Source organism: Novosphingopyxis sp. YJ-S2-01, from assembly GCF_016093175.1.
In the GTDB taxonomy this organism is placed as follows: Bacteria; Pseudomonadota; Alphaproteobacteria; order Sphingomonadales; family Sphingomonadaceae; genus Novosphingopyxis; species Novosphingopyxis iocasae.
The window spans coordinates 2235720-2250545 of record NZ_JAEDAI010000001.1; the positions used below are offsets into that span (position 1 = coordinate 2235720).

Below are 14826 nucleotides of genomic sequence, written 5' to 3' on the forward strand. Positions count from 1 at the left end.
GGTCATGGGTTCGCTCGCCCTGATCGTCTGCTGGCTGACCGGCATTTCTTCTTATGTGATAGCGGCTTTCAGCATCTATCTCAGCTGCAATGCTTTGCTAATGCTCGGGCGGCGCACCGGCATGAAGCCGCAAATGCGCTGGATCAGCTCGATCTTGCTCGATGCCACGATGGCCGCCGTCGCACAGATTCTCGAGCCTGCGCAGATGTCGTTCGCCTGGGTGATCATGATGTGGGCGGTTCTGGGCAACGGGTTTCGCTTCGGCAACAGATGGCTGTTCTTGGCAGCAGGAGCGATGGCTGTTTCTTTTGCCACCGTAGTCGCCGTTTCTCCTTTCTGGCATGACATGCCCGTTCTGGCCGCGGCTTTGCTGGCGGGTCTGCTGATGCTGCCGGCCTATTGCTCCACGCTTATCGCAAAACTCTCTCGCGCTACCGAGCAGGCCACGGCCGCCAACCGCGCTAAGAGCTACTTTCTCGCCAGCGTCAGCCACGAACTGCGCACACCGCTCAATGCGATTATCGGGTACGCGACGCAGCTCGAGGAGGAAAATCTCAGCCCCCGAATTGCCGCAATGGTCGGTAGCAGCCACAAGGCCGCTGAGCATCTGCTCTATCTGATCGAGCAATTGCTTTACGCCTCGCGCAGCGAAAGTGTGCAAGGCCCGGTTTCGGAAAGCGCCTACACCCTGCCGGATCTGGTCGCACAAACACGTGACATCCTGATACCGCAGGCACAGGAAAAAGGCATCGATCTGCACGTCCATGCCGCGCCGGGCAGCGACCAGCAGATCTGCGGCCCCGCGGAAATGGTCCGCAACATGATGCTGAACCTTGCCAGCAACGCAATCAAATTCACTGCCGAAGGACAGGTCATCATCGAATGCGGCATCGCGCAGGCTACGGACGGCCCGGAGCTGTGGTTCGCGGTTGAAGACAGCGGGGTCGGCATCGCGCCGGAAGCACAGCAGCGCATTTTCGAGCCCTTTGTCCAAGCGGATGAGAGCGTTCTGGATCGGTTCGGCGGCACCGGACTAGGGCTCGCGATCTGCCGGCAATTCGCTGATCGCATGGGCGGTGTCCTCTCGGTCGAGAGCGAACCTGGCGTTGGCAGCCGCTTCACCTATCGCGGCCCCGCCAGCTTTGTTCAGCAAAGCGATGGTGAGAAAGAAAGCGCGGAGACCGAAGCCGCGGCGATCATCCATCTCGGCGGTAAGGAATTGGAAAATTCCGACCCCCGCTATCGAATCGACTGGAAACCGTGCGTAGATGCTGACGATCTGCGGGCGGCGCTGAAGAGCGCAGAGCTTCAAAAATATGAAATCGCCGTCATCGACGAAGCGATCGCAAATATGGTCTCGAGCGCCGATCCGCTTTGGCAGCAATTCATCGAAGCACGAACCCCGGCGGTTCTTCAGTCCGCAGACCGCTCCGCCAATCTGGAAGATATTGCCCTGCGCGCGGCGTTCGCCACCGTTATCCCGCACCAGCCGGACTTTGCCGCGCTCCGCAGCGCAATCCGGATCGGCTGCTCGTTCCGCGGAACGCCCCCGTCCGATGCGCAGGCGGAGCTGGCACCGGCCGCGCAGATCCTCATGTCGCCGCGCCGTGTCCTCGTCGCCGACGATAATCGTACCAATTGCGAGGTATTGAAAACCATCCTAGAATCCATCGGCCATGAAGTGCATTTTGCCGTCGATGGTGAGGAGGCGCTTGAGGCGCTGGAGAACCTCAACTTCGACATCGTCTTGCTGGATGTGAACATGCCCAAGCTATCGGGCATCGAAGTCTGCGCTCTCTGGCGGCAGATCGAAGGCCCGCGTCGGCGCCTGCCGATCCTTGGCCTGACCGCCGATGCCACCGATGAGACCGCGCAGAAATGTCTCGATGCGGGCATGGACGCGCGCTTCACTAAGCCCATGCGGCGCGGGGAACTGATCCGCGCGATGGAACAATTTTGTCCCGAACCCGAAGGCAGTTCGCGCAGTGGAGCCGCTGAGCCCGGCAAACTGATGGCGGTGCCGGACGGACTGTCATCGTCCGATAGCGTCCTGGATCCCGCGCAGATCGAAAGCCTTTTGGAAATGGGCGGTACCGAATTTCTCGAATCGCTCTGCCTCAGCTATTGCGAGGATGTCGAGCAGTTGATCGTCGATCTTGAGCGCGCGGCAAACCAGCAAGAGCTTGAGGCTTTTTGCTTTGCCGCGCATGCCATCAAGAGTTCTGCTGCCAATATCGGCGCGAGCGATTTGCGGACGCTGTGCGGACGGCTTGAGACGATTGCAGCGCCAGAATTCCACGCAAATGGCGTAAGTCTGGCCGAAACGGTCAAGCAGCAAGCCCGCCTCGTAGAGGAGCAGCTTTCCGCCATGACCGCCGGGGCCATCCGCGCGGCCTGATTAGCCGCGCGGCTTCCAAACGGTCAGACGGGGCGCGGCATTCGCTTGGCGATCCGGCGCTCCTGCGCGTCGGCCAGGCGTTCCATCTTGCGCACGTCGGCATCGGTCAGATGCATTGCGGTCTCGGCCCAGATATTGGTGATCTCCAGAAGCTCATCCAGACTGACCGGATGCGAAGCCTTGCGCGCCGAATAGACCGCCCGCTCGGCATGAAAACGTGATCGATTACGACGGGTATAGTCGATCACGGTCGCCTCCCCTTCGCCATCTTCGGCCAGAATATCGACGATGCCCATGTCGTACAATTCCTCGGCCCCGTAAATCTTTCCGCCAAGGATAAATTCTTCCGTCATCTTGCGGCCAACGCGCCGCAGCAGGAAGCTATAGGCGCCCATGCCAGGGAAGAGGTTGAAGATGATTTCCGGCAATCCGAGCCGCGCGCTTCGTTCGGCCACCAGCAGATCGAAGGCCAGCGCATGCTCGAACCCACCGCCCAGCGCATCGCCCTGCACCAGCGCCATGGTGATGATTGGCGCGCCAAAACCAGTAGCATGCGAATATTGCATCCGTGTGCAGGTTTCCGCGTAAGCGCGCATCGCCGGCAGATCGCGGTTACGGATATTGGCGGCGAAATGGCGCAGATCGCCGCCGAGGTTGAAGATGCCAGGTGTTTTCGATGCGCCGACAAAATAGCGCATGCCGGACAGTTCAGGGGAGGCACCAGGCTTCGCGCAGCGCGCAATCCAGTCATGCACTTCCTGGATTTCCGCACCCAGCTCATAGGTATAGCTGGGGCGCCCCTTCTGATCCATGTAACACCATATGATGCCGTCCTCGGCATCGTGGCGCAGCGAAATCTGCCCGAACCGCCGCTCCAGCAGGTTCGGTGCGGTGCCTAGATCGCCGCGATCATCCGATTGATCATTGGCAACACGGGCGTGGAGTACCATGGTTCATTCCCCCATTGATGGTCATGTTTATCGTCATGAACCGGCCACCCCTGCCAGCTGGCTCAGCATAGCAGAAAATCGAGCGGTGCAAGAATGAACTGTTCGTTAGTTTCAAACTGTGACGCTTTGGCATCATATTTATAACCGTCGAAATAAACAGCGCGTGGCGCGCCAGGCGGCTTCCGGCGCAAGAGTCTCCTGCCCGTCATAATTCGTTCGTCAAACTGCCTTCCCGGCTGCATCTGCCCGTCATGAAGCCTGCCTATAGGCTGCCCTCACGGCGGTGGGGGCAAGGGATTCGTCTCCGCATCGTCATGTCAGCGCCCGTCTTTGGCGGGCACCAGATTTCCATGCGGAGAATTTACATGATCAACTCCAAGCTTCGCGGCATCCTCTACGCCACCGCGGCGGCCGCGGTTCTCAGCGCTTGCGGTGCTGATGACATCGCCCAGCCCGACATCGTGATCACCCCGCCGGCACCCAGCCCGGCCCCTGCGCCTACCCCCACTCCCACCCCGACGCCGACCCCCGCGCCGCCGTCCGGCAAAATCACGGCGGCCGCTGCTTCGGCCTGCACCACCGGCACGGTGGACAACGGCATCATCACCTTGGCGGGCGATGCCGGTACGGTGCGCAACTGCCGTATCAACAGCAGCGTGATCACGCAGAACATTACCCTGTCCGGCCGCCGCGATAGCGGTCTTGTCTACACCCTGCCCGGTCGCACCGAAATCGGCCTGGATCGCGGCTTCAACGGCACCGCCAATTCTGAAGTCGTTATGACCATCAATCCCGGCGTCACCGTGGTTGCCACCGATCTCAGCTCGTTCCTGGTCGCCAACCGCGGCTCGCGCCTGGAAGCAGTGGGCAATTCCGACGATCCCATCATCTTCACGCATATCGACCAGCTGACCGGCAATGTGACGGACACGACCAATCGTCTGTGGGGCGGCCTCCAGTTGCTCGGCCGCGCACCCGTCGCCGATTGCGGCAGCGGCACCTCGCTTGCCGCGGGCAATTGCGAACGCTCGGTCGAAGGTCCGGTCGGCCAGCCGATCTTCTACGGCGGCAATGATCCGACCTGGGATGCCGGCACCATCCGTTTCGTGCAGATCCTCTTCACCGGCGTCGGCTCGGGCGGCAACGAGCTGCAGGGCCTCACCACCGGCGGCGTCGGATCGAACACGCAGATCGACTATGTCCAGGTCCACAACAGCGCCGATGACGGCATCGAAAGCTTCGGCGGCCGTCAGGACATGTCGCATCTTATCTTCACCGGCGTATCCGACGATTCGGTCGATCTCGACACCGGTTATCAGGGTGCCATCCAGTTCGTTCTGGCCATCCGTCGTCAGGGTACCAACACCGGTGAAGCCGGCGACAGCACGATCTTTGAGATCGACAGCTCGACCAGCGACCCCGCAGCGGCCAACCAGGCACCGCGCACCGATGTGGTGATCGCCAACTTCACGCTCATCAGTCCGGAAACGGATTCGCCCGTCATCAAGCTGCGCGGCGGCGCGGATATCGCGCTGATCAATGGCGTGGTCGTCGGCCAATCCGCCGCAGCCAGCAATTCGGGCTGCCTTGATGTGGACAACAGCTTCACCGTGCAGGCTTCCGGCTCCACCCAGACCGGCAACAATACCCCGTCTGCCAATGACAAGGGCCCGCCGGTGTTCCAGTCGGTCGTGTTCGACTGCCCGACGCTCTATGATCCCGATAGCGACGATTTCGAAGCGCAGGCGTTCACGGCGGCCGGCAATGCCAACAACAATGGCGATTTCACCAACTCGCTCCAGTCGGTGTTCATCAACGGCGCGAACGAGAACGGCGTAACGGCGACCGGCAACCTCAGCCAGGCCTATGACGCCTTCCTTCAGAGCCCCAACTATATCGGCGCGGTGAAGGACGCCAATGACACCTGGTACAAGGGTTGGACCTGCAACACCGATGTCGCTTCCTTCGGCAGCGCGCAGGACTGCAAGACCTACCGCGTAAGCTGATCGGCCGACGCGGATGCGGGGCGGCGGCTGCACGATGCGGCCGCCGCCCTTCCGTCATTAAAAATAACAAGCATTTGTAAAACAGGGATCATGTCTATGCCGACGCTGCGCACCCTTGGCTGCCTCCTGCTGGCCTCGACCGCCCTTTCCGCGGTTCCCGCATTCGCCCAGTCCACCACGCAGTCGGTGCCGCGCACGCAGCCGCCCTCGGGTGAGACCGCGGCCGACGCGCCCGATCCGGATGAGGATACCATCGATAGCGCAACGCCCGGCGCCCCCCAGGACGCAGGCGATGACAATGTCGATATTTCCGCGCCAGGCTCCAGCGATTTCGGCAACGAAATCATCGTCCAGGGCCGCTATATCCCGCAGCCGGTCCGCGACAGCGGGCAGGTGGTGAACGTGCTCTCCACCGAAGAGATTGCCCGCGCAGGCGACGGCGATATTGCTGGCGCGCTCGGCCGCGTGACGGGTCTTTCGGTCACCAATAACGGCTTCGTGTTCGTTCGCGGCCTGGGCGATCGCTATTCGCTCGCGCTGCTGAACGGCCTTGCCCTCCCCTCTCCCGAGCCTCTGCGCCGCGTGGTGCCGCTCGATCTGTTCCCCACCAGCGTCGTCTCCAGCGCGGTGGTGCAGAAGAGCTATTCGGTGAATTATCCCGGTGAATTCGGCGGCGGCGTAATCAACCTGACCACGCCGGCCATTCCGGACGAAAATTATTTCACCATCGGCGCCGGCATCAGCGGTGATACCGAAACCACTGCCCAGTTCGGCTATACCTATTATGGCAGCGATCTGGACGTCATCGGCTATGATGACGGCACGCGCAGCCGCGATCTCGGTTCGCTGCGCAACGCGCTCGATACGCGCAGCCCGATCACGCAGCAAACCTATAGCGAGGGGGACCTCTCCTCGCTTGCCAAGCTGGTGCCGGTTTCGGCCACCGGCGTGCTGCAGCGCAATTTCGAAATTCCGGCCAATGCGAGCTTCGATGCCAGCGGCGGCTTTTCCTTTTATGCCGGTGATACGCGCATCGGGGTGATCGCCAATGCCGGGCTCAGTAATGGCTGGCGCACGCGGGAAGCAACGCAGCAGATTGCCGACGGCCCGACGTTCAATCGTAACACGCAGGTAGTGCGGACCGAAAACAGGATTGTCGCAAACGGACTGCTCGGCATCGGCGCCGAGTTCGACAGCTACAACAAGATCCGGTTCACGAACCTTTACATTCACGACACGTCCAAGTTGGCCCGCCGCTCGGGTGCCTACACCTTCAACACGGGGGATGTGCTGACCCGCGTGGGCGATCCGTTCGATGTGATCGAAAGCCAGACCAGCTACATCCAGCGCCAGCTGATCAATTCGCAGATCGTGGGCGAATTCCGGTACGGCGACATCTCGGTTGATGCGCGGGCGTCCTACGCCAATTCCAAGCGCAATTCGCCGCTTGAATGGACCATCCCCTACTTCTTCCGCGCCAGCCAGTTTGCTTATGTGAACGATCTGCGTGCGTCCCCGCCTAGCATCGGTTTCAGCGATCTGAACGAGGACGTCTGGAACGGCGGGTTCGACGTTTCCTATCCGCTACCGACCGCATTGAACATCGTGCTGTCCGCGGGATATAACTACACCGACACGAAGCGTGATTTCGTCAATCGCACCCTGGAGTTCCGCGATGGCGGAAACCAGATCGCAAACGAGACGATCCTGCCGTTCGTGCAATTGCCGATCCAGTATCTGCTCTCGCCCGGCTCGATCGATTACAACAATATCTATCTGAACGAGACGTCGGTCGATACGCTCAACATCCAGTATCGCGGCGATCTGACCGTCAATGGCGTCTATGCCAAGGCGGAGGTCGAGCCGGCCCAGGGTGTGCGCATCGAAGCAGGCGTTCGCTATGAAGATGGCAAGCAGGCGATCACGCTGGTCGATTATTTCGGCACCAATGCCAGCGGCGATTTCGTGCGCGAGCTTAACAACGATTACTTCCTGCCCGCCGCGACGCTGACCTGGAATTTTGCGGACAACTACCAGTTCCGGCTGAGCGGTTCGAAAACCATTGCCCGCCCGCAATTCCGTGAACTGGCACCCATTCCCTATCAGGATGTCGAATCCGATCGCCGTTTCTCGGGCAATCCCTTCCTGATCGACAGCCAGCTCTACAACGCCGAAGGGCGTGTGGAATATTATCCCGGGCGCGGAGAGCGTGTTTCGATTGCCGGTTTCTACAAGAAGATCGACAACCCGATCGAAACCATTGCGGACGTGAACGAAAACCGGCTGAGCGCCACCTTCGCCAACGCACCGAGCGCCAATCTTTACGGCGCGGAGTTCGAGCTGGTGAAATTCTTCCCACTTGAATTCCTTGGCGGTGATATCTTTGCCACCAAGCGCCTCGTGCTGTCCGCCAATTACACCTACAGCAAGTCAAACATTCAGGCGAACGAGAGCGACACGGTGCTGGTCTATCGCCCGCCAAACAACTCGCTCGCGCTGCCTTCGAACCAGGTGTTCGTCGACGGGCGGCCGATCACTGGGCAGTCCGAGCATCTGGCCAATGTGCAGTTCGGTTTCGAAGACACCGACATGCTGCAACAGCTCACCTTCCTGCTAACCTATGCGAGCGACCGGGTGAGCAATCGTGGCCCGCGCAATACCGGCGGCGGCATCGATCCCGACATCGTGGAGAGCCCCGGCCTGCGCCTGGACATCGTCGCCCGTCAGGGTTTCGATATCTGGGGCCAGCAGTTCGAGATGAAGTTCGAGGCGCGCAACATCACCGGGCGCGATTTCTACGAACGGCAGTTCGGCGATGGCTACACCGTGCTGAACAACGTGTATGAAGTGGGCACCACCTTCGCGGCAAGCCTGTCTGCACGCTTCTGATCCTGAAGGCGGCCGGCCATCGTGTCCGGCCGCCAGAAAACGACATAGCGTGGATCCTTAAGACGCAACGGGCCGTAACAATCATTACTTTTGCCTGTCATGGCTCTGTCATGCTAGAGGCATAGCGCGGAAGGCGTGGAGGATGGGTGCGATGCCGGGGGGCGTTGCTCGAAACGGGCTGGGAGTATCCGTGCGAAGTTTGTTCGACACCGGTTTTCGCACAGATCGTCTGCGCTCGCTGCCGCGACCCAGTCCTTTCGCGCTGTTGTTCAGTATCGCGCTGCTTGCTTTTCTGGTCCAGCTTGCGCGGCTCGTGTGGGCCATCGTGACGCCGGTTTCGCCGGTCGGCGATTGGAGGCCGGCAAGCGCGGTCGTGCTGCCGCTCGCCACGCGCCAGGCGCTGTTCAGCGGCTTCAATCCGTTCGCCCGCGCCAGCGCTGCCGATCAGGGGCCCGCCATCATTACCTCGCTGCAGATCGAGCTGTTCGGCATCTTGCTGAACGGAAGTTCCGGGCTCGGCTCTGCGATCATCGCGGGAAGCGACGGCGTGCAGAACAGTTATGCCGTAGGCGAGGAAATCCAGCCCGGCGTCACGCTGGCGGGCGTTGCCTTCGATCATGTCATCATCAGTCGGGGCGGCGCGCAAGAGCGCGTCTATCTCGATCAGTCCGTGCCGGCGGAGGTTGTCGGCTCCGGCGATCCGCCCGGCACCAGTGCAAGCCCAGCTGCCCAGCCCAGCCCGTCCGGGGCAACGGTATCGGGCGCAGGCAATCCTGCGCGCACCGCAGAAAACCTACAGAAGTTCGTGGCGCTGAGCCCGCGCACCGTAAACGGAAAGATTACCGGCGTGGTCGCCGCGCCCAAGGGTGACGCCGCCGGATATCGCGCCATGGGCTTTCTGCCAGGCGACATCATCACGTCGGTCAATGGCCGCAAGATCACCTCCGCGTCGGACGCCGCCTTCGCCCAATCGCAGATCAAACCCGGCGCGCGCCTTTCGCTCATGGTTGAGCGCGGCGCGCAGACCGTCCCTGTTGCCCTGAATCTGGAGCAGTAATTGCTACGCAAGTTTTCCTTGATTGCCGCCGCGTTCATGATGGTGGTCGCCGAGCCGGTCTCCGCGCAATATGTCATGAACGTGCGCGATGCCGATATCCGCGCCTTCGTGCAGGAGGCCGCGCGGGTGACGGGGCGCACCTTCATCGTCGACAGCAAGGTTCAGGGCACCGTCTCGGTCGTGACCGAGCGGCCTTTGAGCCGTTCCGAATATTTCGAAATCTTCCTGTCCACCCTGCGCGCCAACGGCCTGGTCGCCGTGCCGACCAGCGGCGGTGCTTATCGCATCCAGCAGTCCGAAGGGGCGGCAACGCAGCCGAGCCGCGTCGGCAGCCGCGCGCGCTCGGCCAGCGAGTTCGTGACCGAGGTGTTCCGCCTGCGCTCGATCGATGCGGCGCAGGCCGTCGAGACGCTCCGCCCGCTGGTCAGCCGGGAAGGTTCGATCACCGCCAACCGCAGCGCAAACAGCCTGATCGTCGCCGATTATGCCGACAATGTCCGGCGCATGCGCGAACTGATCGGCCGGATCGACCGGGACAATAGCGCCACGCGCGTCGTCAACCTGCAGAACGCGGACGCCAATGAAATTGCCCAGTCCCTGCAGGCGCTCGCCACGCAGGGCGTATCGGGCGAGGGCGCAGTGGCCCCGGTTTCGGTGGTGCCCTTCCCCACCAGCAACTCCATCGCGCTGCGCGGAGACCCCACGGCGGTGGCCGAGTTTGTGCGGATCGCGCGGGATCTGGACCAGCGTTCGCGCAGCAACAGCGAGGTGAAGATCTACCGGCTCGATTATGCCGATGCCGAGACGCTTCTGCCAGTGCTCCAACAGCTCGTCGGGCAGCAGCAGAGCGCAACGGTAACCGCGCCAAGCGCGGACATCCCCGCGCTCGCGAGCCGGGTGACCGAAGGATCACCCACCGTCTCTTCTGGCCGCGCAGCAGCCGTCAGCACGGTCACGACCAGCAGCGGCGCATCGGGCAACGGCGTCGCCGGGCGGCGCCCCGCGATCGTCACCCGTTACGAGGGCACCAACGCCATCATCGTTGCCGCCGATCCCGATACGCAGCGCACGCTGGGCGAGGTTATCCGTCAGCTGGACGTGCGGCAGGACCAGATCCAGGTCGAAGCGATCATCGTGGAAATCTCGGATTCGCTGGCGAAGGAGCTCGGCGTCCAGTTCCTCTTCGGCGACAATAATGTCGGCTATGGCGTCACCAATTTCTCGAACATCAATCCCAACATCCTGGATATCGCGGGCGGCGTGCTGGCCAACCAGCTCGATCAGCAAACGACGGTCATCAACGGTGATGTCGTCACCACCAGTAACGGCAGCGCCACCGGCAATCTGCTGCGCCAGAATGCCGCGCAGGCGGTGCTGGGCGCACGCGGCGGCTTCCTCGGCCTCGGCATTCCGCTCGGCGGCGGGGGCATTCTCGGCGCGCTGATCAACGCGGTGCGCGCGGACACCGAGTCAAACGTGCTCTCAACCCCCTCGCTCACCGTGAACGATGGTCTGGAGGGATCCATCCTGTTCGGTCAGGAAATTCCGGTTTCCACCGGCGAAGCGCTGTCCAACAATTTCGACAACGCCTTCCGCACCATCCAGCGCCAGAATGTCGGCATCGAACTGATCGTGACGCCGCAGGTGAATGCGGGCGACGAGGTGCGGCTCGATCTGAAGCAGGAGGTCAGCTCGATCGCCGGGCCGGTGTCCGACAATTTCAACGAACTCATCATCAACAAGCGTGAAATCAAGACGACGCTGACCGTCGGCAATGGGGAAATTGCCGTGCTGGGCGGCCTGCTCGATGACAATGAACGCCGCACGATCGAGAAGATTCCCTTCCTTGGTGATATTCCCATCATCGGGGAACTGTTCAAATCGCGCGGGCGCACGCGGGTGAAGACGAACCTTCTCGTGTTCATCCGCCCGACCATCCTGCGCAGCCGCGCCGACCAGGCGAAGATCGCCGCACAGCGTTACGGCTATCTGCGTGCACAGCAGCTCCTGCGCCGCCCAGACGAGGAGCCTTCACTCGATCAGCTGGTCCGCGACTATCTGAATACGGTGCCGCCCGGCGGGCCCTATCTGTATCAGCAGGGCGATCAGCTTTACGGGGCAGCCGGTCCGCTGCCGCCCCCGCCTGTCGGCACGGTGGTGGTTCCGGTCGAGGTACCGGCATCGACCGCGCCGGGCAGCGAACTGCCTGCGGTGGAAACCTATACCGCGGAGCCGGGGCAGTGAGGATCGGGCGCGGCAAACCGGCGGATGATGCGGCGGAGCCTGTCCCCGCCAGCGGGATTCCGGATATGCCGCTGACAGACAATGCGGGCGAGACCGCGTCGCACGCGCCGCTGCTCGACATTCCCTATGGGTTTGCGCGTGAACATGGCGTGGTGCTGCTGAAGCAGGAGGACAAACGCCTTTCCGTCGCGCTGCGCGAGGGTGCCGATCCGATGATTCTCCTCGAGGTGCGCCGACACCTCGCCATGCCGTTCGACGTGGATTTCGTGAACCAGCAGGCCTTCGACAAACATCTGAGCGACCATTACGCGATGGATGGCAGCGCTGCCGAAATGGCGGGATCGCTCGATATCGGTTCGGACGGGATCGGCGATCTGCCCACCGCCGACGATCTGCTGGACAGCGCGGACGATGCCCCCGCGATCCGCCTCATCAACGGCATCATTGCCGAGGCCGCGCGCCAGGGCGTGTCGGACATCCATATCGAGCCCTATGAGACCGGCCTTGTCGTGCGCATGCGGATCGACGGCATGTTGCAGGAAAAGCTGCGCATGCCGCCTCACGTCGCGCCCGTGGTGGTCAGCCGGATCAAGGTGATGGCGCGGCTCGATATTGCCGAGCGGCGCATCCCGCAGGACGGCCGCATCGGCCTGACGCTGGGCGGCAAGCTGCTCGACGTGCGTGTCTCCACCCTCCCCAGCCGCGCGGGCGAGCGGGTGGTGCTGCGTATCCTCGATAAGGACAATGCCGGGATCGATCTCGATCTGCTCGGCATGTCCGAAAATGCCGAGGAAATCCTGCGCGAGGCGCTGGCCGAGCCCAATGGCATCATCCTCGTCACCGGCCCCACCGGTTCGGGCAAGACGACCACGCTCTACGCAAGCCTCAAGCAGCTGAACGACGGCAGCCGCAATATCCTGACGGTCGAGGATCCGGTGGAATATGCGGTCGATGGTGTCGGTCAGACGCAGGTCAATCCAAAGGTCGGCATGAGCTTTGCCGCGGGGCTGCGCGCCATCCTGCGGCAGGACCCGGACGTCGTGATGATCGGCGAAATCCGCGACCGCGAGACGGCGGACATCGCCGTGCAGGCCTCGCTCACCGGCCACCTCGTTCTTTCCACCGTGCACACCAATGACGCGATCGGCGCGATCACGCGTATGCGCGACATGAAGGTAGAGCCGTTCCTCCTTGCCTCCACTCTGCGCGCCGTCCTGGCACAGCGGCTGGTGCGGCGACTGTGCCCGGAATGCCGCAAGCCGGTGGAGGCCAGCGGCAGCGTCGCCTCGCTGCTCGGCTTCGACAGCGGCACCATCGTTTATGAGCCCGTCGGCTGCCCATCGTGCAACAATACGGGCTTTGCCGGACGTATCGGTGTGTTCGAGGCGGTGCGTGTCGATGAGACGATCCGCCGCCTGATTAACGATAATGGAGACGAGGCGATTATTGCGCGGCATGCCTTTCTGAAACAGCCGAATCTGTCGAGCGCCGCGCGCAAGCTCGTCGCCAGCGGCCAGACCACGCCCGAAGAAGCGATCCGCATTTCGCGGCGCGAGGATGTGGATGCCTGATTTCGCTTATGTCGCGCTCGATCCGGCAGGCAAGGAACGCCGCGGAAGGATCAGCGCGGCAAACGACGATGCCGCGCGTGAGCGCTTGACCGGCCGCAGCTTCTACGTCGTCAGCTGTGAGCCGGCGCAGGCCAAGACCGCTGGACAATCGCTCAATCTCAATTTCGGCGGCCGCAAGCTCGGCACCAAACAACTCACGCTGTTCACCCGCCAGCTCAGCTCGCTGATCCAGGTCAGCCCGCTCGAAGAGGCGCTGCGCACGATCAGCCGCCAGAACGAGAAGGAACAGGTCCGCGACATTCTCGGTAACGTCCATTCCGGCGTACTAGAGGGCCAGCGGCTGTCCGAGGCCATGAAGCGCGAGCCAAAGAGCTTTCCGCCGCTCTACCGCGCGATGGTTTCGGCCGGCGAGACCTCCGGATCGCTGCCGCAGATCGCCGAGCGGCTCGCCAACCTGCTCGAACGGCAGGCGGAGATGCGCGGCAAGTTGATCGGCGCGCTTGCTTACCCCATCGTACTCGCGATCGTCGCCATGCTGGTGGTGGTCGGGCTGATGGTCTCTGTCGTGCCGCGCGTGGTCGAGCAGTTCGACAATGTCGATCAGCAATTGCCGCTGATCACCCGGATCGTGATCGGTATATCCGCTTTTCTCGCCGCCTATTGGTGGGTGATCGCGCTCCTCATGGTGGCGCTCGGCGTGCTCCTCTGGCGGATGCTGAAGGAGCCGAAATTCCGCTACGGCTTCGATGCGATGCTCCTGCGCCTTCCGCTGCTCGGGCGTCTGCTGCGCGATCTGCACGCCGCGCGCATGGCGCGCACGATGAGTACGATGGTCGCCTCCCGCCTCCCCGTCCTCGAAGGTCTGCGTCTGACATCGCAAACCGTGCGCAACAGTGTCCTCAAGGAAGCGACCGAAGGCATTGTCGAGGCGATCCGCGGCGGCGGCAGCTTGTCGGGCGCCATGCGCAGTGCAGGCGTATTTCCGCCACTGCTCGTGTACCTCGCGGCGAGCGGCGAAAGCAGCGGCCAGCTCGATACGATGCTGGAGCGTGCCGCCGATTATCTGGAGCGGGAATTCGACAACTTCACCTCCACCGCGCTATCGCTACTCGAGCCGCTGATCATCGTGGTGATGGGCGGCATGGTCGCCGTCATCATCCTGTCCATCCTGCTGCCTATTCTGCAGCTTCAGAATTTTACCGGAGCCTAGAGGTCCCCCTTATGTTCAAGTCCTTCCTCAAGCGCGCCCTCGCCGCCCGCCGCCGCAAGCTGCTGGGCCCAGAAGCGAATGGCTTCACCCTGGTGGAGCTGATGGTGGTGATCTTCATCATCGGCCTGCTCGCCACCGTCGTCATCATCAACGTGTTGCCCAGCCAGGACCGCGCCATGGTAACGAAAGCGCAGGCGGACATCGCGATCCTGGGTCAGGCGCTCGAACAATATCGGCTCGACAATCTCACCTATCCTTCGGCCGGGGATGGCCTTCAGGCGCTGGTTTCCGCTCCCGCAGGCCTCGCCCAGCCCGCGCGCTACCGCCGCGGCGGCTATATTCAGCGTTTGCCGGAGGATCCCTGGGGCCGCCCCTATCAGTATCAGAACCCCGGACCGGACGGCGGCCCGGCAGTGTTCTCCTTCGGCGCGGACGGCGCGCCTGGCGGCAGCGATCTGGACGCCGACATTTATCAGAAGTGATCAGGCGCCGGAAAAGCCG

The 14826-nt window shown here is 62.5% G+C and carries 9 protein-coding genes; 8 read left to right on the plus strand and 1 reads right to left on the minus strand.

Features of this window, described 5'->3' with window-relative positions; genetic code table 11:
* Positions 1-4: 4 nt before the first annotated feature.
* Positions 5-2398 carry a hybrid sensor histidine kinase/response regulator gene (locus tag I6A82_RS10910; RefSeq protein WP_198094892.1) on the plus strand — a complete coding sequence of 798 codons (2394 nt, stop codon included), beginning with the start codon at positions 5-7 and terminating at the stop codon, positions 2396-2398.
* Positions 2399-2421: 23 nt separating this feature from the next.
* Here I6A82_RS10910 and I6A82_RS10915 read toward each other — a convergent pair whose 3' ends face one another.
* Positions 2422-3348 (minus strand): crotonase/enoyl-CoA hydratase family protein, encoded by a 927-nt coding sequence (locus I6A82_RS10915; protein WP_198094893.1) that lies wholly within the window; start codon positions 3346-3348, stop codon positions 2422-2424.
* Between the two features lie 365 nt (positions 3349-3713).
* Between I6A82_RS10915 and I6A82_RS10920 the strand changes: the two genes are divergently transcribed.
* From I6A82_RS10920 to gspG, 7 genes are all read left to right on the plus strand, one after another.
* Positions 3714-5354 carry a hypothetical protein gene (locus I6A82_RS10920; RefSeq protein ID WP_198094894.1) on the plus strand — a complete coding sequence of 547 codons (1641 nt, stop codon included), beginning with the start codon at positions 3714-3716 and terminating at the stop codon, positions 5352-5354.
* Between the two features lie 96 nt (positions 5355-5450).
* Positions 5451-8243, plus strand: coding sequence for a TonB-dependent receptor domain-containing protein (locus I6A82_RS10925; RefSeq protein ID WP_198094895.1), 2793 nt, complete (start codon positions 5451-5453; stop codon positions 8241-8243).
* A gap of 190 nt (positions 8244-8433) precedes the next feature.
* Positions 8434-9300 (plus strand): type II secretion system protein N, encoded by an 867-nt coding sequence (locus tag I6A82_RS10930; RefSeq protein WP_198094896.1) that lies wholly within the window; start codon positions 8434-8436, stop codon positions 9298-9300.
* Entirely contained in the window at positions 9301-11544 is a 2244-nt protein-coding gene (gspD, locus tag I6A82_RS10935) for a type II secretion system secretin GspD (RefSeq protein WP_332310964.1), read from the plus strand.
* A gap of 65 nt (positions 11545-11609) precedes the next feature.
* Positions 11610-13115, plus strand: a complete 1506-nt coding sequence (gene gspE, locus I6A82_RS10940; RefSeq protein WP_198095599.1) for a type II secretion system ATPase GspE — start codon at positions 11610-11612, stop codon at positions 13113-13115.
* Positions 13108-14325, plus strand: coding sequence for a type II secretion system inner membrane protein GspF (gspF, locus tag I6A82_RS10945; RefSeq protein WP_198094897.1), 1218 nt, complete (start codon positions 13108-13110; stop codon positions 14323-14325). Before gspE ends, gspF begins: the two co-directional genes overlap by 8 nt.
* Before the next feature lie 11 nt (positions 14326-14336).
* A complete protein-coding gene (gspG, locus tag I6A82_RS10950) occupies positions 14337-14807 on the plus strand; it encodes a type II secretion system major pseudopilin GspG (protein WP_187336335.1) in 471 nt (156 codons plus the stop codon).
* The last annotated feature ends 19 nt before the right edge of the window (positions 14808-14826 follow it).